Annotated in this window: 18 protein-coding genes; 10 read left to right on the top strand and 8 right to left on the bottom strand. The window is 64.4% G+C overall.

The features are described from left to right. Nucleotides 1–7: 7 nt before the first annotated feature. Entirely contained in the window at nucleotides 8–1,423 is a 1,416-nt protein-coding gene (locus DBO85_RS17890; RefSeq protein WP_108108970.1) for an acetyl-CoA carboxylase biotin carboxylase subunit, read from the bottom strand. Between the two features lie 145 nt (nucleotides 1,424–1,568). On the opposite strand from DBO85_RS17890, the gene DBO85_RS17885 reads away from it, so the two are divergent. Further along, nucleotides 1,569–2,513, top strand: coding sequence for a LysR family transcriptional regulator (locus DBO85_RS17885; RefSeq protein WP_108108968.1), 945 nt, complete (start codon nucleotides 1,569–1,571; stop codon nucleotides 2,511–2,513). Between the two features lie 7 nt (nucleotides 2,514–2,520). Here DBO85_RS17885 and DBO85_RS17880 read toward each other — a convergent pair whose 3' ends face one another. The 3 genes from DBO85_RS17880 to hexR all read right to left on the bottom strand — a co-directional run bounded on the left by DBO85_RS17880 (nucleotide 2,521) and on the right by hexR (nucleotide 4,306). Beyond that, the gene (locus tag DBO85_RS17880; protein WP_108108966.1) at nucleotides 2,521–2,721 is read right to left on the bottom strand and encodes a PA3496 family putative envelope integrity protein; all 201 of its coding nucleotides are present in this window, start codon (nucleotides 2,719–2,721) and stop codon (nucleotides 2,521–2,523) included. Nucleotides 2,722–2,871: 150 nt separating this feature from the next. Then, nucleotides 2,872–3,147: a DUF3592 domain-containing protein gene (locus tag DBO85_RS19495; RefSeq protein WP_233356637.1), complete on the bottom strand. Its 276-nt coding sequence runs from the start codon at nucleotides 3,145–3,147 to the stop codon at nucleotides 2,872–2,874. Between the two features lie 292 nt (nucleotides 3,148–3,439). Beyond that, on the bottom strand, nucleotides 3,440–4,306 hold the full coding sequence (gene hexR, locus DBO85_RS17870; RefSeq protein WP_108108962.1) for a transcriptional regulator HexR: 867 nt from the start codon (nucleotides 4,304–4,306) through the stop codon (nucleotides 3,440–3,442). Between the two features lie 162 nt (nucleotides 4,307–4,468). Here hexR and zwf point away from each other — a divergent pair, with 162 nt between their 5' ends. The 6 genes from zwf (at nucleotide 4,469) to DBO85_RS17840 (ending at nucleotide 11,291) form a co-directional block, all read left to right on the top strand. Further along, nucleotides 4,469–5,893, top strand: coding sequence for a glucose-6-phosphate dehydrogenase (zwf, locus tag DBO85_RS17865; protein WP_233356644.1), 1,425 nt, complete (start codon nucleotides 4,469–4,471; stop codon nucleotides 5,891–5,893). Nucleotides 5,894–6,461: 568 nt separating this feature from the next. Beyond that, nucleotides 6,462–6,992: a diaminobutyrate acetyltransferase gene (ectA, locus tag DBO85_RS17860; RefSeq protein WP_108108958.1), complete on the top strand. Its 531-nt coding sequence runs from the start codon at nucleotides 6,462–6,464 to the stop codon at nucleotides 6,990–6,992. Continuing rightward, entirely contained in the window at nucleotides 6,989–8,266 is a 1,278-nt protein-coding gene (ectB, locus tag DBO85_RS17855; RefSeq protein ID WP_108108956.1) for a diaminobutyrate--2-oxoglutarate transaminase, read from the top strand. The genes ectA and ectB overlap by 4 nt, the downstream gene beginning before the upstream one ends. A gap of 12 nt (nucleotides 8,267–8,278) precedes the next feature. Further along, nucleotides 8,279–8,680: an ectoine synthase gene (locus tag DBO85_RS17850; RefSeq protein WP_108108954.1), complete on the top strand. Its 402-nt coding sequence runs from the start codon at nucleotides 8,279–8,281 to the stop codon at nucleotides 8,678–8,680. 168 nt (nucleotides 8,681–8,848) lie between these two features. After that, complete coding sequence (gene thpD, locus DBO85_RS17845; RefSeq protein ID WP_108108952.1) at nucleotides 8,849–9,802, top strand: ectoine hydroxylase; 954 nt, start codon at nucleotides 8,849–8,851, stop codon at nucleotides 9,800–9,802. A gap of 58 nt (nucleotides 9,803–9,860) precedes the next feature. Next, entirely contained in the window at nucleotides 9,861–11,291 is a 1,431-nt protein-coding gene (locus DBO85_RS17840; RefSeq protein ID WP_108108950.1) for an aspartate kinase, read from the top strand. Nucleotides 11,292–11,365: 74 nt separating this feature from the next. On the opposite strand, the gene DBO85_RS17835 is transcribed toward DBO85_RS17840, so the two are convergent. Genes DBO85_RS17835 through DBO85_RS17825 form a run of 3 tightly spaced genes read right to left on the bottom strand, consistent with a single transcriptional unit; the run spans nucleotide 11,366 to nucleotide 13,763 of the window. Next, the gene (locus DBO85_RS17835) at nucleotides 11,366–11,806 is read right to left on the bottom strand and encodes a hypothetical protein (RefSeq protein ID WP_108108948.1); all 441 of its coding nucleotides are present in this window, start codon (nucleotides 11,804–11,806) and stop codon (nucleotides 11,366–11,368) included. A gap of 39 nt (nucleotides 11,807–11,845) precedes the next feature. Continuing rightward, nucleotides 11,846–13,219, bottom strand: coding sequence for a TRAP transporter large permease (locus DBO85_RS17830; protein WP_108108946.1), 1,374 nt, complete (start codon nucleotides 13,217–13,219; stop codon nucleotides 11,846–11,848). Beyond that, a complete protein-coding gene (locus tag DBO85_RS17825) occupies nucleotides 13,212–13,763 on the bottom strand; it encodes a TRAP transporter small permease subunit (RefSeq protein WP_108108944.1) in 552 nt (183 codons plus the stop codon). Before DBO85_RS17825 ends, DBO85_RS17830 begins: the two co-directional genes overlap by 8 nt. A 278-nt stretch (nucleotides 13,764–14,041) precedes the next feature. On the opposite strand from DBO85_RS17825, the gene DBO85_RS17820 reads away from it, so the two are divergent. Next, nucleotides 14,042–15,136, top strand: a complete 1,095-nt coding sequence (locus tag DBO85_RS17820) for a TRAP transporter substrate-binding protein (RefSeq protein ID WP_108108942.1) — start codon at nucleotides 14,042–14,044, stop codon at nucleotides 15,134–15,136. A 115-nt stretch (nucleotides 15,137–15,251) separates the two neighbouring features. On the opposite strand, the gene DBO85_RS17815 is transcribed toward DBO85_RS17820, so the two are convergent. Further along, entirely contained in the window at nucleotides 15,252–15,653 is a 402-nt protein-coding gene (locus DBO85_RS17815; protein ID WP_108108940.1) for an acyl-CoA thioesterase, read from the bottom strand. A gap of 228 nt (nucleotides 15,654–15,881) precedes the next feature. On the opposite strand from DBO85_RS17815, the gene DBO85_RS17810 reads away from it, so the two are divergent. Beyond that, nucleotides 15,882–16,850 carry a PstS family phosphate ABC transporter substrate-binding protein gene (locus DBO85_RS17810; protein ID WP_108108938.1) on the top strand — a complete coding sequence of 323 codons (969 nt, stop codon included), beginning with the start codon at nucleotides 15,882–15,884 and terminating at the stop codon, nucleotides 16,848–16,850. Nucleotides 16,851–17,044: 194 nt separating this feature from the next. After that, nucleotides 17,045–19,330, top strand: coding sequence for an ABC transporter permease subunit (locus tag DBO85_RS17805; RefSeq protein WP_108108936.1), 2,286 nt, complete (start codon nucleotides 17,045–17,047; stop codon nucleotides 19,328–19,330). Nucleotides 19,331–19,346 lie beyond the last annotated feature (16 nt).

The following is a 19,346-nucleotide window of genomic DNA, read 5'->3' as shown; positions in this document are numbered from 1 at the left end:
GGATTCCTCAGAGGCCGGCATGGGCGGCGATGGCGGCGGCGATGGCCAGGGCCAGGTGAGAAGGCTCGCGTTTGATCGAGTATTCGGTCAGCTCCGGATGGCTCTCGACGAAGCTGGTGTTGAAGCGGCCGCTGCGAAATTCCGGGTTGCGCAGGATTTCCTGGTAGTAGGGTGCGGTGGTGCGCACGCCCTGCACGCGCATGTCGTCCAGCGCGCGCAGGCCACGGTCCAGAGCCTCTTCCCAGGTCAGCGCCCAGACGATCAGCTTCAGGCACATCGAGTCGTAGAACGGCGGAATGGTGTAGCCGGTGTAGATCGCCGTATCGGTGCGCACGCCGGGGCCGCCGGGCGCGTAATAGCGGGTGATCTTGCCGAAGCTGGGCAGGAAGTTGTTCTTCGGGTCTTCGGCGTTGATGCGGAACTGCAGGGCGAAGCCGCGATGGACGATGTCCTCCTGCTTCACCGACAACGGCAGGCCGGCGGCGATGCGGATCTGCTCGCGGACGATGTCGATGCCGGTAATTTCCTCGGTGATGGTGTGTTCCACCTGGACCCGGGTGTTCATCTCCATGAAGTAGACCTCGCCCTCGGCGAGCAGGAACTCCACTGTGCCGGCGTTCTCGTAACCGACTGCCTGGGCTGCGCGTACCGACAGATCGCCGATGTAGGCGCGCTGCTCGGGGGTCAGCTGCGGGCTCGGGGCGATTTCGATCAGCTTCTGGTTGCGCCGCTGGATCGAGCAGTCGCGCTCGAACAGGTGGACGGTGTTGCCGAAGGAGTCGGCGAGGATCTGCGCCTCGATGTGCTTCGGGTTGACGATGCACTTCTCAAGGAACACCTCGGCGCTGCCGAAGGCTTTGGTCGCCTCCGAGATCACCCGCGGATAGGCCTGCTCCAGCTCCTCGCGCGAGTTGCAGCGGCGAATGCCGCGCCCGCCGCCGCCGGAGGTGGCCTTGAGCATCACCGGGTAACCGATGCGATCGCCTTCGCGCAGGGCTTCTTCGAGGTCGGCGACATTGCCTTCGGTGCCAGGGGTGACCGGCACGCCGGCTTTGATCATGCTGCGCCGAGCCTCGGTCTTGTCGCCCATGCGGCGGATGACTTCAGCGCTCGGGCCTATGAACTTGACCCCGCGTTCGGCGCAGATGTCCGCCAGTTCTGCGTTCTCGGAGAGGAAGCCGTAGCCCGGATGCAGGGCATCACAGCCGGTTTCCACCGCCAGGTTCACCAGTTTGCGCGGGTTGAGGTAACCGGCCAGCGGCTCCTCGCCGATGCTGTGTGCCTCGTCGGCGCGCTTGACATGCAGGGCATGGCGATCGGCGTCGGAATAGATCGCCACCGAGCGGATGCCCATCTCGGCGCAGGCGCGCACGATGCGCACGGCAATTTCGCCGCGGTTGGCTATGAGGATTTTCTTGATCACGGTGGCTTCCTTGAACGTGGGCTAACCGGTCGGACAACCCTAGTCGGCGAATTCCACAATAGAAAATTAATAATTGTTGGCAGTGGCATAAGTAAAAACTTATATATCCTGGCGCCACGCCCGTTTTCTCTTGTTGGAGTCGTCGATGCGCAAGTCCCTGATGCGGATGACCCTGCGCCAGTTGCAGGTGTTCAGAGCTGTCTGCGAGAGCGGCTCGTACAGTCGTGCGGCCGAGGAAATGGCGCTGACCCAACCGGCGGTGAGCCTGCAGATCCGCCAGCTGGAAGAGCTGGTCGGCCAGCCGCTGTTCGAGTACATCGGCAAGAAGCTCTACCTGACCGAGGCCGCCGAGGCCTTGCGCACCGCCGGCGCGGACATCTTCGGCCGCCTGGAAAACCTCGACATGCAGCTCTCGGACATGGCGGGCTCGCTGCAGGGCCTGCTCAGCCTGGCGGTCGAGTCCAGTGCCAAGTACTTCGTCCCGCACCTGTTCGCGGCGTTTCGCCAGCAGCATCCGGAGGTCTCTCTCGAGCTGACCGTGGTCAATCACGCCCAGGCGCTGCGCCGGCTGACGCAGAGCCGCGACGATCTGCTGATCATGTCCCAGGTGCCCAAGGACCAGGGGCTGGAATTTCTGCCGTTTCTCGACAACCCGATCATTGCCGTGGCCCCGCCCCTGCATCCGCTCTGTTCGCGTGGTGCGCTCACTTTGCAGGATCTGACTGCCTACCCGCTGCTGATCCGCGAGCCGGGCTCCGGCACCCGACGCGCCTGCGAGGAGTACTGCCACCAGAAGCGTGCCCACTTCGCCCTGACCCAGCAGATCGGCTCGCTGGATGCCCAGCGCGAGGCGGTGATTGCCGGTCTGGGGTTGGCCCTGTTGCCACGACACGCGGTGCAGACCGAGCTGGCCGCCGGCCTGCTGCGCCAGCTGGACGTGGCCGAACTGCCGCTGCGGCGCAGCTGGTGCCTGGTGAGCAGCCATGGCAAACGCCTGTCGCCGGTGGCCCAGGCCTTTCAGCGCTTCGTTCGCGAGCAGCGCGCGCAGATCCAGCAGGCGCTGGCGCTGCGCTTCGAGCCCGCAGGCTAGTGCGGGATCAGGCGCCGCGCTGCAGCGGGGCGCTGGCGATCTGCAGATAGCTTGCGGCTATCAGGTCGGGAAAGTCGCTGATCTGAGCGTTTAGCTGGCGTCGTTCGGCATGCTCTTCGATGGCCCGGCGATAGGCCATGCGGCGCTGATCCTCGAGCTTGCGGCGGGTCTTGCTGTCGAGCGCTGGCTGAGATTGATGACGGGACATCGCGGGTCTCCAGATCGATTCGCAGGAGCCCCGAGCGTGCGCAACCAGAGTGACGCTTTGGCGGCAGGTCGATGAACAATCCATGACCTGCCCTGTGCCGCGGAGCGTGAAGCAGCTGCGATGGAGGCAGTCGCCGCGTGCCGCTTGCCTTCAACCGCTCTTGCGTCGCGCCAGCCACAGGGTCCAGAGGCCGCCCAGGAAAAGCCCGCCACCAATAACGCCCGAAAAGATCGACATGCCCCAGATCGCGCCACGGTCATTGATCACTGCGCCGCGCCTGGGATCGGCGGGGTCGTAAAGTACCTCCACCTGCATGTCCTCGCGGTAGCCCCAGATCAGGCCGCCCTGCGGATAGGAGATGGCCTGACCATCGGTGCCGTGGAAGCGGATCTGTGGATGCGAACCTCCGGCGTTGAGAGCGACCACTTCGCCGGGCGCGCGTTGGGCAACCTCGAGAAAGCGCCCCTGTTCGAGAGCCAGCCCGCCAACACCAGGGCCGCGAGCCCTGCGACCAGCACCAGCAAACCGCGCAGAATCCTTCCCATGATCACTCCTCCATCGCACTTGACCCCGCATCTCCTGCGCAGGAGGCGCAGCCTAAGCGCCGGCGCGCGGAGCGGTCCAGCAAAGGGGAAGGGAGGCGTTTCGGACTGTCGATTCGCTCACGCTCGCCAGGCGGGGTGCCGGGAGAGCAGCTGATAGGCGAGCGCGATGCAGATCAGTCCTCGGCGTTCTTCAACGACTTGGGCGACAGGCGCAGACTGCGCAGGCTGCGCTTGACGCTCTTGAGATGGTTGACCAGGCCGGGGCCGCGGGACATGGCGACGCCCATCGCCAGCACGTCGATCACTACCAGATGGGCGATACGCGAGGTCAGCGGAGTGTAGATCTCGGTGTCCTCCTGCACGTCGATGGCCAGGTTGAGACTGGCCAGCTCGGCCAGCGGGGTCTGGCTCGGGCACAGGGTGATCAGGGTGGCGCCGCTTTCGCGGACCAGGTTGGCGGTGGTCAGCAGATCCTTGGAGCGGCCGGACTGGGAGATGCAGATGGCCACGTCGGTGGGCTTCAGCGTGACGGCACTCATCGCCTGCATGTGCGGGTCGGAGTAGGCGGCGGCGGTGAGCAGCAGGCGGAAGAACTTGTGCTGGGCATCCGCTGCCACTGCGCCGGATGCGCCGAAACCGTAGAACTCCACGCGCTGCGCCTGGGCGATGGCGGTAATGGCTTTCTGCAGCGCCTGCACGTCGAGCTTCTCGCGGACTTCGATCAGGGTGTGCAGGGTGGTGTCGAAGATCTTCAGCGCGAAGTCGTTGACCGAATCGTCCTCATGGATCGCGAAGTGGCCGAAGCTGGCGCCCGCCGCCAGGCTCTGCGCCAGGCGTAGCTTGAGGTCCTGGAAGCCGCTGCAGCCGATCGCCCGACAGAAGCGCACGATGGTTGGCTCGCTGACGCCGACGTTGTGCGCCAGATCCGCCATGGAGCTGTGCATGACCGCAGCGGGATCCTGCAGCACCTGCTCGGCGACCTTCAGTTCCGACTTGCGCAGCAGATGGCGCGATTGGGCGATGTGTTGCAACAAATTCACGGCGGGGGACTCAATAGGGCGACGGCTGTCGGGATGTAGTGAACTTGTAGTTATACTACATGGCGCGTCGGCGCGGCGGAAACCGCCCCCGTCTCCGCCCGCCGGTAACCGCGGTTCGCTTCCACTTTCCTGTCGGAGACCCCAGTGACTACTCCCTGCGACATGCTGGTATTCGGCGGCACTGGCGATCTGGCCCTGCACAAGCTGCTGCCCGCGCTCTACCACCTGCACCGCGAAGGTCGTCTGCATCCGGATCTGCGCATCCTCGCCCTGGCCCGACAGGACCACGATCGCGACCAGTACCAGAAGCTGGTGGAGCGTCACTGCCGCGCGCAGATCGCCCGAGCCGACTTCGAGGCGGATGCCTGGGCCGGCTTTTCCGCACGGCTCGACTACTTCGGCCTGGATGCGACCCACAGCGCGGAGTTCAATCGCCTGGCACGTCATCTCGGTCGGGCTTCGCAGCGGCCGCGGGTGCACTACCTGGCGACCTCGCCCAGCCTGTTCACCAGCATCGCCACCAATCTGGCGATGTCCGGTCTGGCCGGTCCCGACTCGCGCATCGTGCTGGAGAAGCCGATCGGCCATTCGCTGGAGTCGGCCGAGTCGATCAACGAGACCATCGGCCGGGTGTTCGATGAGCACCGGGTGTTCCGCATCGACCACTACCTGGGCAAGGAGACGGTGCAGAACCTGATGGCCCTGCGCTTTGCCAATGCGTTGTTCGAGCCGATCTGGCGCGCCGGGCATATCGAGCACGTGCAGATCAGCGTCTGCGAGACCCTTGGCGTGGAGAACCGCGGCGGCTACTACGACCATTCCGGCGCCATGCGCGACATGCTGCAGAACCACCTGCTGCAGCTGCTGTGCCTGGTGGCGATGGAGGCGCCGGTGCGCTTCGAGGCCGAAGCGGTGCGCAACGAGAAGCTCAAGGTGCTCGAGGCGCTGAAGCCGATCACCGGCCAGGACGTGATGGACAAGACCGTCCGCGGCCAGTACGCCAAGGGCCTGATTGGCGGGCAGGAAGTGCCGGCCTACTACTTCGAGAAGAACGTGCACAGCGACAGCGACACCGAGACATTCGTCGCCGTGCAGGTGGAAATCGACAACTGGCGCTGGGCCGGCGTGCCTTTCTACCTGCGCACCGGCAAGCGCATGGCGAAGAAGCGCTCGGAAATCATCGTCACCTTCAAGTCGGTACCGCACCGCTTGTTCGAGGAAGGTGAGCGCAACCGCCTGGTGATCCGCCTGCAGCCGGACGAGAGCATCAGCCTGCAGCTGATGGCCAAGACGCCAGGCAAGGGCATGCACCTGGAGCCGGTGGAGCTGGATCTGAACCTGGCTCAGGCGTTTCACACCAAGCGCCGCTGGGAGGCTTACGAGCGCCTGCTGCTGGACGTGATCGAGGGTGATTCGACGCTGTTCATGCGTCGAGATGAAGTCGAGGCGGCCTGGCGCTGGGTCGACCCGATCCTGCAGGGCTGGCAGGGCTACCATCGCAAGCCGAGTCCCTATCCGGCCGGTACCGATGGCCCGGAAAAGGCCCGTCGGCTGGTCGAGCGCAACGGCCATCGCTGGTGGTCCTGAGTATTCGCCCAGCACTTTGGGCCAACCGGCAAACTTGCAGGCGGAACAGCGGGATGAATTGCGGCCGACAACTTCCTGGCGTGCGTCTCATATCGGCTTGATTCATTCAAAGTTCATCGAAAGCAGATCACGGCGGATATGCCGCCGCCACGACAGTGAACTTCGCCGGCTAGCCGGCAAGTTGCCTCGGCGGATATAGGCCCGATTTCGTGGCCGCTCGGAAGAGCCGTTTTCCTCGATTCGTGGCGCCCTTGCGAACAGGCTCTGAAATCTTGTTTGGCCCAGGTATACCGGGGCTTCAGAGGGCTTTAGTGCTGTCAGGTTGGCGTCGATAAAGGAACTTTTCAGAACCTCTGCTGACCGATATCTGGCCTGCCAAGTTGCTGCTTCAGATCGTCGGATATATCCGGCTTATATAGGCGCAGTAACCCAGGTATTTGCGCCGGCAAAATCGGCCTCAATCGGACAAGTTGCTCGGCGCATACTATCGATCGCGGGTTGAGATATCCGCTTCGATGTGTTTAACCTGAAAAGAGAATTCGTTCCACAACCCCCATAGGACCCTGTTTTGAGTTTTGCCCCCGTCAGACTCCGTCGCCCCACCGACGGCGACGGCCTCCCCCTCAACCAGCTGGTGGCGCGCTGCCAACCACTGGACCGCAATTCGGTGTACTGCAACCTGCTGCAGTGCTCCGATTTCGCCGATACCGGTATCGCTGCCGAGGACGCCCAGGGCCATCTGGTCGGCTTCATCTCCGGCTACCGCCCGCCGCAACGCCCCGACACGCTGTTCATCTGGCAAGTCGCCGTCGCCCCCGAGGCACGCGGCCAGGGCCTGGCCTTGCGCATGTTGCTGGCGCTGGTCGCCCGGGTCGCGGGAGACGGCGTGCGCTATCTGGAGACCAGCATCTCCCCGGACAACCAGGCGTCACAGGCGCTGTTCCTGAGAGCCTTCGAGCGTCTCGGTATCGAGCATGGCACCCGCACCCTGTTCTCCCGCGAGCGGCATTTCGCCGGCGAGCACGAGGACGAGGTGCTCTATCGCGCAGGACCGCTGGCAGACCCGCTACCAGCCGCAACCTCCAAGGAGCCCGTATGAAGATTTTCGAACTGAACGAATCCTCGGTCAGAAGCTATTGCCGCTCGTTTCCGGTGGTGTTCAAGCAGGCGCGTGGCGCTGAGCTGATCAGCCGCGACGGACGTCACTACATCGACTTCCTCGCCGGCGCCGGAACGCTCAACTACGGCCACAATCATCCGGTACTCAAGCAGGCGCTGCTCGACTACATCGAGCAGGACGGTCTGACCCACGGCCTGGACATGTACTCCGAAGCCAAGGAAGCCTTCCTGGAAACCTTCAACCGGCTGATCCTCGAGCCGCGCGGCATGGGTGAGTACCTGATGCAGTTCACCGGGCCGACCGGCGCCAACGCGGTCGAGGCAGCGCTCAAGCTGGCGCGCAAGGTCACCGGCCGGCAGAGCATCCTCAGCTTCACCAACGGCTTCCACGGCTGCACCCTCGGTGCCCTGGCCGCGACCGGCAACCAGCACCATCGCGGCGGCGCGGGTGTACCGCTCGGCGAAGTGGCACGCATGCCCTACGCCAACTATTTCGGCGACAAGGTCAACACCATCGCGATGATCGACAAGCTGCTCGATGACCCGTCCAGCGGCATCGACAAGCCGGCGGCGGTGATCGTCGAGGTGGTGCAGGGCGAGGGCGGTCTGAACGTCGCCTCGGCCGAGTGGATGCGCAAGCTCGACAAGCTCTGCCGCAAGCACGAGATGCTGCTGATCGTCGATGACATCCAGGCCGGCTGCGGCCGCACCGGCAGCTTCTTCAGCTTCGAGGAGATGGGCATTCGTCCGGACATGATCACTCTGTCCAAGTCCCTCTCCGGCTACGGCCTACCGTTCGCCATGGTCCTGCTGCGCAAGGAGCTGGACCAGTGGAAGCCGGGCGAACACAACGGCACCTTCCGCGGCAATAACCATGCCTTCGTCACCGCCACCGCGGCCATCGAGCACTTCTGGCGCGACGACAGCTTCGCCCAGAGCGTGCGGACCAAGGGCAAGCGCATCGCCGAGCGGATGCAGAAGATCGTCCGCCGCCACGGTCCCGACTCGCTGTTCGTCAAGGGTCGCGGAATGATGATCGGCATCAGTTGCCCGGACGGCGAGCTGGCCACCTCGATCTGCCGCAAGGCCTTCGAGCAGGGCCTGGTGATCGAGACCAGCGGTGCCCACGGCGAGGTGGTCAAGTGCCTGTGTCCGCTGACCATCGAGGACGCGCAGATCGAGAAGGCGCTGGACATCCTCGACCACGCCTTTGCCGCCGCGCTCTCCGAGCATCAGGCCAACCAGGCATCCTGAGGAGGACTCCCGATGATCGTAAGAACTCTCGCCGAGTGCGAAAACTCCGAACGCAAGGTCGTCAGCGAAACCGGAACCTGGGACAGCGTGCGCATGCTGCTCAAGGACGACAAGATGGGGTTCTCGTTCCACATCACCACTATCTATGCCGGCACCCAGACCCATATCCACTACCGCAATCACCTCGAGTCGGTGTTCTGCATCAGTGGTGAAGGCGAGATCGAGACCCTCGCCGACGGCAAGGTCTATCCGATCGCTCCCGGCACCCTGTACGTCCTGGACCAGCATGACGAGCACCTGCTGCGCGGTTTCAGCGAAATGAAGATGGCCTGCGTGTTCAACCCGCCGCTGAGCGGCCGGGAAGTGCACGACGAGCATGGCGTCTACCCGCTGGATGCAGAAGCGGTCGCCTGACAGGTCGCCTGAAGGGTCGCCTGACAGGTCGCCTGATGGGGCTTGCGCCCCCCTTTGAAAACGGAATCCGTGAGGCGCCGTGCGGGTGCCTCACCTCCCGGGCGCAGCTCCTCGCAGCATCCCAGGCGCGGCATCCTTGCGCCTTCAAATAGCAGAAACGGAGGATTCATGACTATTGGGCTAGCCAACCGGCTCGCCAGCCGGCCAGCCAACCAGCACGCCGACCTCTACCCCTCACGCCAGGACCCCGAGCCGAGCTGGCAGCAGCGCCTGGACCCGGTGATCTGGCAGGGCGACCGCCACCAGGCGCCGATTTCTGCCGAGCAGATCGATGCCTTCGAACGTGACGGTTACCTGATCCTGCCAGAGCTGTTCAGCCCAGCCGAAGTGGCCGTGTTGCGCGAGGAAATCGAGCGCGTCCGCCAGGACCCGGCGGTGGCCGCTTCCGGCAAGACCATCCTGGAACCCGACAGTGGCGCGGTGCGCTCGGTGTTCCAGATCCACCGCGACAACCCGCTGTTCGCCCGCGTCGCCTGCGACGAGCGGATTGCCGGGATCGCCCGCTTCATTCTCGGTGGCGACATCTACGTGCACCAGTCGCGAATGAACTTCAAACCCGGTTTCAACGGCCGTGAGTTCTACTGGCATTCGGACTTCGAGACCTGGCACTGCGAGGACGGCATGCCGCGCATGCGCGCGCTGTCCTGCTCGGTGCTGCTTACCGACAACCAGGCGCACAACGGCCCGCTGCTGCTGATGCCCGGCTCGCACCAGCACTACGTGCGCTGCGTCGGCGAGACGCCGGAGAACCACTATGAGAAATCCCTGCGCAAGCAGGAGATCGGCGTGCCCGACCAGCACAGTCTGAGCGAGCTGGCCGCCCGCCACGGCATCGACAGCGCGCTCGGTCCGGCCGGCAGCGTGGTGTTCTTCGATTGCAACTGCATGCACGGCTCCAACGGCAACATCAGTCCGGACGCGCGCAGCAACCTGTTCTACGTCTACAACCACGTCGACAACGCGGTGCAGGCGCCCTTCTGCGGACGCGCGCCGCGCCCGGCCTTCGTCGCCGAGCGCGAGGACTTCAGCCCGCTGGCAATCGGCCCGCAGCGCTACCTCTGAACCCATTGTGTTTAACGCGCGGTCGGCTGACCGCGCCGCCACGGACAGCGAATCCCCCATGCATACCGTAGAAAAGATCGGCGGCACCTCCATGAGCCGCTTCGACGAGTTGCTCGACAACCTGCTCATCGGCGAGCGCCAGGGCGAGCGCCTGTACAACCGCATCTTCGTGGTCTCGGCCTACGCCGGCATGACCAACCTGCTGCTGGAACACAAGAAGACCGGCGAGCCCGGCGTCTACCAGCGCTTCGCCGAGGCGCGCAACGAAGGCGCCTGGCTGCCGGCCCTGGAGACGCTGCGCGAACGCATGCTGGCGAAGAACGCCGAGCTGTTCCCGCAGATCTTCCAGCGCCAGTTCGCCGACCGCTTCATCGAGGCGCGCCTGGACGATGCCCGCGAGTGCATGCGCAGCCTGCAGCGGCTGTGCAGCTACGGCCACTTCCAGATGGCCGAGCACCTGATGAAGGTGCGCGAGATGCTTGCCTCACTGGGCGAGGCGCACAGCGCCTTCAACGCCGTGCTGGCGCTCAAGCAGCGCGGCGTCGCCGCACGCATGATCGATCTCACAGGTTGGCAGCAGGATCAGCCGCTGGCCTTCGAGGAAATGATCACCCGCGCCTTCGAAGGCGCCGAGCCCGGTCGCGAGCTGCTCATCGCCACCGGCTACGCGCACTGTCGCGAAGGGCTGATGAACACCTTCGACCGTGGCTACAGCGAGATCACCTTCGCCCAGATCGCTGCCAGCACCGGCGCCCGCGAGGCGATCATCCACAAGGAATTCCATCTCTCCAGCGCCGACCCGCTGTTGGTCGGCAGCGACGCCGTGGTCACCATCGGTCGCACCAACTACGACGTCGCCGACCAGCTGTCCAACCTCGGCATGGAGGCCATCCATCCGCGCGCGGCGCGTACCCTGCGCCGCGCCGGCATCGAGCTGCGGATCAAGAACGCTTTCGAACCCGAGCACGCCGGCACCCTGATCAGTCAGGACTACTGCAGCGCGACGCCCTGCGTGGAGATCATTGCCGGCCGCCGCGATGTCTGGGGCATCGAGGTGTTCGACCAGGAAATGCTCGGCGACATCGGCCACGACATGGAGATCAGCCGCCTGCTCAAGCAGCTGCGCCTGTACGTGGTGAATAAGGACTCCGACGCCAACAGCATCACCTACTACTGCTCCGGTTCGCGCAAGCTGATCGACCGCGCCGCACGGCTGATCGAGGAACGTTACCCGGCCGCCGAGGTGCGCCTGCACAACCTGGCGATCGTCTCGGCGATCGGCTCCGATCTGAAGGTCAAGGGCATCCTCGCTCGCACCGTCGCGGCGCTGGCCGGCGCCGGCATCAGCATCCAGGCGATTCACCAGTCGATCCGCCAGGTGGAGATGCAGTGCGTGGTCGGTGCCGAGGACTACGACGCGGCGATCCGCGCGCTGCATCGTGCGCTGATCGAGCCGGAGAATCATGGCGACGTGATCGCCGCGGCCTGACCGTCAGGGCTGGGCGAGTTACCGAGAGAAGGGAACCGGGGTAGTTGGTGGACAAGGCTGCGCCGTTGTCCACCCTACGCAAGCTGCTCCGTAGGCGTGCTGCCTTCGTAGGGTGGATGGCCGAAGCCATCCACCAATCGGGAGCCCGTGTTTGCTGCACTACGCTTGCCGCACTGCGCGTGCCGCACGAAATCACCCAGGCGAAAACGGGTGTTTTCGCGCAGATACATGTCGACTTCGTTTTTGCTGCTGAAGGTTTCCCTCGTCACAAGCGGATCACCGCCGGATGCATCCGTGGAAATGGCCAACTCGTAGCCTTGGTTGCGGTTTTCCAGGGTGGCTGCATACCTGATCGGGCCGTCCGGGCCCTGGATTACCAGCGCGGATTTCAGGACGGCATCGCTGATCCGCGCGTCGATCTTGCGGTCGCGATTCTTCAGTCTGTCGCGCAATTCCCAGGCCGCGACCGCAGTCATTACCAGCACGCCCAGCTTGATCAGCAGCGGGAGTTCCATCTCTCATCCCTCTTGCGAGAAACCCGGCGCAGTCGCCACTCAGCCATACAGCTTGTGCGGCAGCCAGGTGATGATCTGCGGCCAGATGTAGGCGATCACCAGCATGGCCAGCTGGATGGCGATGAATGGCAGCACACCCTTGTAGATGGTCGCGGTCGGGATCGAGCGAGGTGTGACACCGCGCAGGTAGAACAGCGAGAAGCCGAACGGCGGGGTGAGGAAGGAGGTTTGCAGGTTCAGCGCGATCATCACCCCCAGCCACACCGGATCGAGCCCCATCGCCAACAGCACCGGGCCGACGATGGGTACCACGACGAAGGTGATCTCGATGAAGTCGAGGATGAAGCCGAGCAGGAAGATCACCGCCATCACCACGAAGAAGGCGCCCATGACGCCGCCAGGCATCTGCGCGAAGGCATCCTCGATCAGTACCTCGCCGCCGAAGCCGCGGAACACCAGGGAGAACAGCGAGGCACCGATCAGAATCAGGAATACCATCGAGGTGATTTCGGTAGTGCCGTAGGCCACGCTCTTGAGCTGGGCAAGGTTGAGCTGGCGTTTCCACAGGGCCAGCAGCATGGCACCGAGGGCGCCAATGGCGGCGGCTTCGGTGGGGGTTGCGTAGCCGGTGAGGATCGAGCCGAGCACCGCTGCGATAAGCAGCAGCGGCGGAATCAGCGAGCCGAACAGCTTGCCCCATTCGATCGGGCCGAGCGCTTCCTGCGGTAGCGCCGGCAGTTTCTTCGGCTGCAGCACGGCGACGCCGATCAGGTAGGCGATGTAAAGGCCGACCAGGATCAGCCCGGGGATCAGCGCGCCGACGAACAGGTCGCCCACCGAGACGGTCTTCGGCGAGAAGATGCCCATCTTCAGCTGCGCCTGCTGGTAGGCGCTGGACATGACGTCGCCGAGCAGGACCAGGATGATCGACGGCGGAATGATCTGCCCCAGGGTGCCGGTGGCAGCCAGGGTGCCGGTGGCCACCGCCGGGTCGTAGCCGCGCTTGAGCATGGTTGGCAGCGCCAGCAGACCCATGGTCACCACCGTGGCGCCGACGATGCCGGTGCTGGCGGCGAGCAGCGCGCCGACCACGCAGACCGAGATCGCCAGACCACCGCGCAGGGTGCCGAACAGGCGCGACATGGATTCCAGCAGGTCTTCGGCGACGCGGGATTTCTCCAGCATCACGCCCATGAACACGAACAGCGGCACCGCCAGCATGGTCTGGTTGTTCATGATGCCGAACAGCCGATTGGGCAGGGCGCTGAGGTAGCTGGCGTCGAAGGTGCCGGTGAGCACGCCGAAGCCGGCAAACAGCAGCGCCATGCCGCCGAGAGTAAAGGCCACCGGGTAGCCCGCCATCAGCGCCAGGCAGATGCTGATGAACAGCAGGATCGCCATGAATTCAGCCATGCTGCACCTCCTGCTCGCGGGCTGCTTCGTGGCCGGCCAGGCGGTAGCTGTAGCGGATGATCTCGGCCAGGCTCTGCAGGATCAGGCTGACCACCAGTAGCAGGATGATGCTCTTCTGCAGGTAGACGAACTTGAGCCCGCCGGACTCGTTGGAGCCTTCGAAGGTCGACCAGGAGTTGGCCACATAGTCCCAGCTGTTCCAGCCGAGGAACAGGCACACCGGCAGCAGGAACAGCAGGTTGCCGAGCAGCTCGACCAGCGCCTGGCGCCGGACCGGGAAGCGCTGATAGAAAATGTCCACCCGGACATGGCCGTTGCGCTGCAGGGTCCAGGCGGCGGCGCCCATGAAGATCAGTGCGTGAGCGTACATCACCGCTTCCTGCAATGCGGTGGCGCCGATGCCGAAGCCATAGCGCAGGACCACCACGGCGGCGGTGGCGAAGACCAGGAACAGGGTGAGCCAGGCGCAGGCGCGGCCGAGCAGGCCGTTGCCGGCATCGATCAGCCGGGCAAGGCCGAGCAGAAATGGAAGGCGCGCGGGCATGGGCGGATCCTTTTGTAGTTATGACGGCAAGCCGGCTGGCGGGGATTCTAGGTTCTGCGTTCAGGCCCGTCGAGGCGCGACGGCGGCTATCGGGTCGCGCGACCCCCGACATTGGTCGTAGGCGGTGGGCGTTGCGCTCGTCGCGATCTACTCTCTCAGGGTTTCGCCGCATCGATTCGCCTGGCATCCGAGGCCTTGCGTGGCCGGCAGGGGAACCCGCAGCCGGCTTTGGCACTCCGACGCCAGCCCCGACCAGAACAAGAACAAGGAGATCCACCATGAAACGTCGTCAGATCATCGCCGCCGCTGGTGTCGGCCTGGCTGCAACCGCCCTGGCCGCCTGCAAGCAGGAAACCCCTGCCGCCGGTGGCGCCGAGCGTTCCCAGGAGCGCTTCAACTGGAAGATGGTCACCTCCTGGCCGAAGAACTTTCCCGGTGTGGGTATCGGCGCCGAGCGCTTTGCCAAGCTGGTCGAGCAGATGAGCGATGGCCGCCTGAAGATCAAGGTCTATGCCGCAGGCGAACTGGTGCCGGCGCTGGAAGTGTTCGATGCGGTGTCGCGCGGTACCGCGGAGATGGGCCACGGCGCGCCCTACTACTGGAAGGGCAAGGTGCCGGCCGCACAGTTCTTCTGCGCCCTGCCGTTCGGTCCGAACGCCCAGGAAATGAACACCTGGCTGCACCGTGGCGGCGGCCTCGAATTGTGGGAAGAGGTCTACCGGCCGTTCGGCGTGCTGCCGATGGCCTGTGGTGCGACCGGGGTGCAGACCGCCGGCTGGTTCAACAAGGAGATCAACTCGGTCGACGACTTCAAGGGCCTGAAGATGCGCACCCCCGGCCTGGGTGGCGAAGTGCTGACCAAGATGGGCGGCACCGTGGTCAACATGCCGGCCGGTGAGATTTTTACCGCGCTGCAGACCGGGGTGATCGATGCTACCGAGTGGATCGGCCCGTACAACGATCTGGCACTGGGCCTGCACAAGGCCGCCAAGTACTACTACACCCCCGGCTGGCAGGAGCCCAACGTCACCTTCGAGCTGGACATCAACATCAAGGCCTGGGAAACCCTGCCGGCGGACCTGCAGGCGATCGTCCGCGCCGCCGCGCGCGATGTGAACGGCGACATGCTCGACGACTACAACGCGCGCAACATGGATGCCCTGGAAACCCTCAAGGGCGAGGGCGTGCAGGTGCGTCGGCTGCCCGATACGGTGCTGGCGCGGCTCAAGGAAGTGGCGGCCGAAGTGGTCGAGGCGAGTGCTGCGGCCGACCCGGTGGCGGCCAAGGTCTGGGCGCAGCAGAAGGCCTATCTGCAGCGGCTGTACGAATATGCCGAGGCCAACGAGAAGGACATCTACAACATCCGCGGCTGAGACTGGGCCGCAGTGATGCATGAACAACGAAGCCCGCTTGCGCGGGCTTCGTTGTTCATGGGGCGCGATGTCCGCATCAGCTGCTTCTGTGCGGGGGCGGCGGGCTTGCGGCCTTCTACTTGCGTGCCGGCACCGGACGGGTCCGCCCGGCGCCGTCGATGGCAACGAAGACGAACACCGCCTCGGTGACCTTGCGCCATTCGCTGGAGAGCGGATCGTCGCTCCACACCTCGACCAGCATCTTGATGCTGCTGCGGCCGATTTCCAGGCTCTGGGTGTAGAAGGTCAACTGCGCACCGACGGCGACCGGAACCAGAAAGGCCATCCTGTCGATCGCGACCGTAGCAACCCGGCCACCTGCGATGCGGCTGGCCATGGCCGTGCCGGCCAGATCCATCTGCGAAACCAGCCAACCGCCAAAAATGTCGCCAAAGCCATTGGTTTCGCGCGGTAGCGCGGTGATCTGCAGGGCGAGATCGCCCTGGGGGATGGGATCGTCCTGCTCGAGTTCGTTCATGCTGGCGCTCCGGCGCTGTGATCTTGTTATGCGCGCTCCGCGGGATGCGGCGCCGGGGATTATAACCGTCTGAGAGGCCCGCGATAGGGCTCTTGCCCTAGCCAAATGGTCGCAAGCACCAAGGTTTGACCAGTCACGCAACTGTCATCTTGACTTCATAGAGTGTTCATCCGGCCTGCAGATACTTGGCCCCGTTCTACCAACACCCATACCTGCTAGGAGCAAGGAATGAAACTCAAGCGTTTGATGGCGGCCCTGACTTTCGCCGCCGCTGGCGTAGGCACTGCAACTGCCTTCGCTGCCGTCGACCCGGCTCTGCCGACCTATGAGAAGACCTCCGGTGTATCCGGCAACCTGTCCAGCGTTGGTTCCGATTCCCTGGCCAACCTGATGACCCTGTGGGCCGAGGAGTTCAAGAAGAACTATCCGAACGTCAACATCCAGATCCAGGCAGCCGGCTCCTCCACCGCCCCGCCCGCGATGACCGAGGGCACTGCCAACATGGGCCCGATGAGCCGTCCGATGAAGGACAGCGAAATCCAGGCTTTCGAAGAGAAGTACGGCTACAAGCCGACTGCCGTTCCTGTTGCCATCGACGCCCTCGCGGTGTTCGTGCACAAGGACAACCCGATCAAGTCGCTGTCCATCGAGCAGGTCGATGCGATCTTCTCCAGCACCCGTCTGTGCGGTGGCGACAAGGACATCAAGACCTGGGGCGACGTCGGTCTGACCGGCGAGTGGGCCAGCAAGCCGATGCAGCTGTTCGGCCGCAACTCGGTATCCGGCACCTATGGCTACTTCAAGGAAGAAGCCCTGTGCAAGGGTGACTTCAAATCCAACGTCAACGAGCAGCCGGGTTCCGCTTCGGTCGTGCAGTCGATCTCCAGCACCCTGAACGCCATTGGCTACTCGGGCATCGGCTATCGGACTTCCAGCGTGCGCGCTGTTCCGCTGTCGAAGAAGGGTGGCGAGGCTTTCGAAGCCAACGAAGAAAATGCCCTGGCTGGCAAGTTCCCGCTGTCGCGCTTCTTCTATGTCTACGTGAACAAGGCGCCGAACCAGCCGCTGTCGCCGCTGGATGCCGAGTTCGTCAAGCTGATGCTGTCCAAGCAGGGTCAGGAAGTGGTCATGAAAGACGGCTACATCCCGCTGCCGGCCAAGGTTGCCGAGAAAGCGATGAAGGATCTGGGTCTGTAACCGACCCACTCCCGAGACAGGCATGGATGCCTGGGTGCCATGGATCTAGGCGCCTTCACGAGCCCGCGTTTCCTCCTGGATTCGCGGGCTCGCTCGCGCCTGGTCGCCGTAATCTTTCTGTCACACAAGCTGGTTAGATTGGCGGCCCTGGGCAGACCTCCGGCTGCATCTCAGTACGCGCAGAGATTCCTCGCATGAACGATTTGGCAAAGGACACTTTGGGCGCCAAGCAGGCGCCGTTCGGTCTGGACTTCAATACCCCCGCCCTGCGACGCAAGCGGCGCATTCGCGGGCTCAAGGATCGCCTGGCCGGCTGGTTTGTCTCCATCGGCGGGCTCACCGTACTGGTGGCCATCACGCTGATCTTCTTCTATCTGGCCCAGGTGGTCGCACCCATGTTCCAGGGTGCCGACCTGGAAGTCCGTCCGGCGCAGAGCCCCGCGTGGCTGGCCGAGGCGCAGGCGCCGCTGGTGCTGGCGATGGAGGAGCAGAATCAGATCGCGATGCGCCTGGACGTCAGTGGTCAGGTGCAGTTCTTCGAGGTCAAGACCGGCGAGCTGCTGAGCTCCCAGCAACTGCCGCTGCCGGCTGGCAGCAGCCTGGTTTCGGTGGGGCATGACCAGCCGGGCTCGCGGCGCATGGCGCTCGGGCTGTCCGACGGCCGCGCGCTGGTGCTGCAGCACAACTACCGCATTACCTACCCGGACAACGTGCGCCAGATCGCGCCGCAGATCGACTTCCCCTTCGGTGAGCAGCCGATCGAGCTCGATCCGCAGGGCCGTCCGATCGAGAAGGTTGCGGTCAATCTGAACAGCGGCACCTTGATGCTTGCCGGCTCCAGCGGCAGCCAGCTGAATCTGGTCAGCATCAGCCGCGAAGAGAACCTGTTCACCGGCGAGGTCAGCCTCGGCCAGGATCGTATCGAGCTGCCGCAGATCGCCGATCCGATCCAGGATCTGCTGCTGGACCCACGCCAGCTCTGGCTCTATGTGATCAACGGCGAATCCACTGCGGATGTTTTCGACCTGCGCAAGCGCAGCCTCAACGGGCGCTATCCGCTGCTCAAGGACGCCGGCAACAGGGTCACTGCCGCGACCAGTCTGCTGGGTGGCATCTCGATCATGGTCGGCGACGCCGAGGGCGGCATTCGCCAGTGGTTCATGGTCCGCGATGGCGACGGCAAATCGACCTTCCAGCCGGTACGCGCCTTCAGCCTGGGTACCAGCGCCATCACCCAGATCATTCCCGAAGAGCGTCGCAAGGGCTTCATCGCGCTCAACGAGCAGGGCGAGCTGGGCGTCTTCCACAGCACCGCACATCGCACCCTGCTGACCGAGAAGGTGGTTGAAGGCGCTGCCCTGGCGACCCTTTCGCCGCGCGCCAGCCGGGTGCTGATCGAGCACGACGGCAGCCTGCAGCGTCTGGTGCTGGACAACCCGCACCCGGAAATTTCCTGGAGCGCGCTCTGGGGCAAGGTCTGGTACGAGAGCTATCCGGAAGCCGACCACGTCTGGCAGTCGACCTCGGCCAACACCGACTTCGAGCCCAAGCTGAGCCTCTCGCCGCTGGCCTTCGGTACGCTCAAGGCCGCGTTCTACGCCATGCTGCTGGCGGCGCCGCTGGCGATTGCCGCGGCCATCTACACCGCCTATTTCATGGCGCCGCGCATGCGTAGCAAGGTCAAACCGGTAATCGAGTTGATGGAAGCGCTGCCGACGGTGATCCTCGGTTTCTTCGCCGGCCTGTTCCTTGCGCCCTTCCTGGAGAACCACCTGCCCGGGATATTCAGCCTGCTGCTGCTGACGCCGGTCGGCATTCTGCTTGCCGGCTTCCTCTGGACTCGACTGCCCGAGCGTCTGCGCCATGGGGTGGCCGACGGCTGGGAAGCAGCGCTGCTGATTCCGGTAGTGCTGGCGGTCGGCTGGTTCTCCTTCGCCATCAGCGGCCACCTGGAGAACTGGCTGTTCGACGGCAACATGCGCGAGTGGCTGACCAACGACATGGGCATTCCCTTCGACCAGCGCAATGCCCTGGTGGTCGGCCTGGCGATGGGCTTCGCGGTAATCCCGAACATCTATTCGATCGCCGAGGATGCGGTGTTCAGCGTGCCCAAAAGCCTGACCTTCGGCTCGCTGGCGCTGGGCGCCACGCCCTGGCAGACCCTGACCCGCGTGGTGATCCTCACGGCCAGCCCGGGCATCTTCTCGGCGCTGATGATTGGCATGGGCCGCGCGGTCGGCGAGACCATGATCGTACTGATGGCCACCGGCAATACGCCGATCATGGATGCCAACATCTTCGAGGGCATGCGCACCCTGGCGGCCAACGTCGCGGTGGAGATGCCCGAGTCCGAGGTCGGTGGCACCCATTACCGCGTGCTCTTCCTCGCCGCGATGGTGCTGCTGATGTTCACCTTCGTGATGAACACGCTGGCGGAAATGATTCGCCAGCGTCTGCGGGTCAAGTACTCGTCGCTGTAAGCGACGGGTCCGGAGA

This window comes from Pseudomonas mangrovi (assembly GCF_003052585.1).
Taxonomy (GTDB): Bacteria; Pseudomonadota; Gammaproteobacteria; order Pseudomonadales; family Pseudomonadaceae; genus Aquipseudomonas; species Aquipseudomonas mangrovi.
This window is presented reverse-complemented; position numbering and strand designations above follow the sequence as displayed.

Coding starts and splice junctions, on each gene's coding strand:
- DBO85_RS17830 (WP_108108946.1), bottom strand. CDS start 13,219: ATGGCTGAATTCATGGCGATCCTGCTGTTCATCAGCATCTGCCTGGCG.
- DBO85_RS17880 (WP_108108966.1), bottom strand. CDS start 2,721: ATGTCCCGTCATCAATCTCAGCCAGCGCTCGACAGCAAGACCCGCCGC.
- DBO85_RS17815 (WP_108108940.1), bottom strand. CDS start 15,653: ATGAACGAACTCGAGCAGGACGATCCCATCCCCCAGGGCGATCTCGCC.
- DBO85_RS17885 (WP_108108968.1), top strand. CDS start 1,569: ATGCGCAAGTCCCTGATGCGGATGACCCTGCGCCAGTTGCAGGTGTTC.
- DBO85_RS17850 (WP_108108954.1), top strand. CDS start 8,279: ATGATCGTAAGAACTCTCGCCGAGTGCGAAAACTCCGAACGCAAGGTC.
- thpD (WP_108108952.1), top strand. CDS start 8,849: ATGACTATTGGGCTAGCCAACCGGCTCGCCAGCCGGCCAGCCAACCAG.
- DBO85_RS17810 (WP_108108938.1), top strand. CDS start 15,882: ATGAAACTCAAGCGTTTGATGGCGGCCCTGACTTTCGCCGCCGCTGGC.
- DBO85_RS17820 (WP_108108942.1), top strand. CDS start 14,042: ATGAAACGTCGTCAGATCATCGCCGCCGCTGGTGTCGGCCTGGCTGCA.
- DBO85_RS17840 (WP_108108950.1), top strand. CDS start 9,861: ATGCATACCGTAGAAAAGATCGGCGGCACCTCCATGAGCCGCTTCGAC.
- DBO85_RS17825 (WP_108108944.1), bottom strand. CDS start 13,763: ATGCCCGCGCGCCTTCCATTTCTGCTCGGCCTTGCCCGGCTGATCGAT.
- DBO85_RS17835 (WP_108108948.1), bottom strand. CDS start 11,806: ATGGAACTCCCGCTGCTGATCAAGCTGGGCGTGCTGGTAATGACTGCG.
- zwf (WP_233356644.1), top strand. CDS start 4,469: ATGCTGGTATTCGGCGGCACTGGCGATCTGGCCCTGCACAAGCTGCTG.
- ectB (WP_108108956.1), top strand. CDS start 6,989: ATGAAGATTTTCGAACTGAACGAATCCTCGGTCAGAAGCTATTGCCGC.
- DBO85_RS17805 (WP_108108936.1), top strand. CDS start 17,045: ATGAACGATTTGGCAAAGGACACTTTGGGCGCCAAGCAGGCGCCGTTC.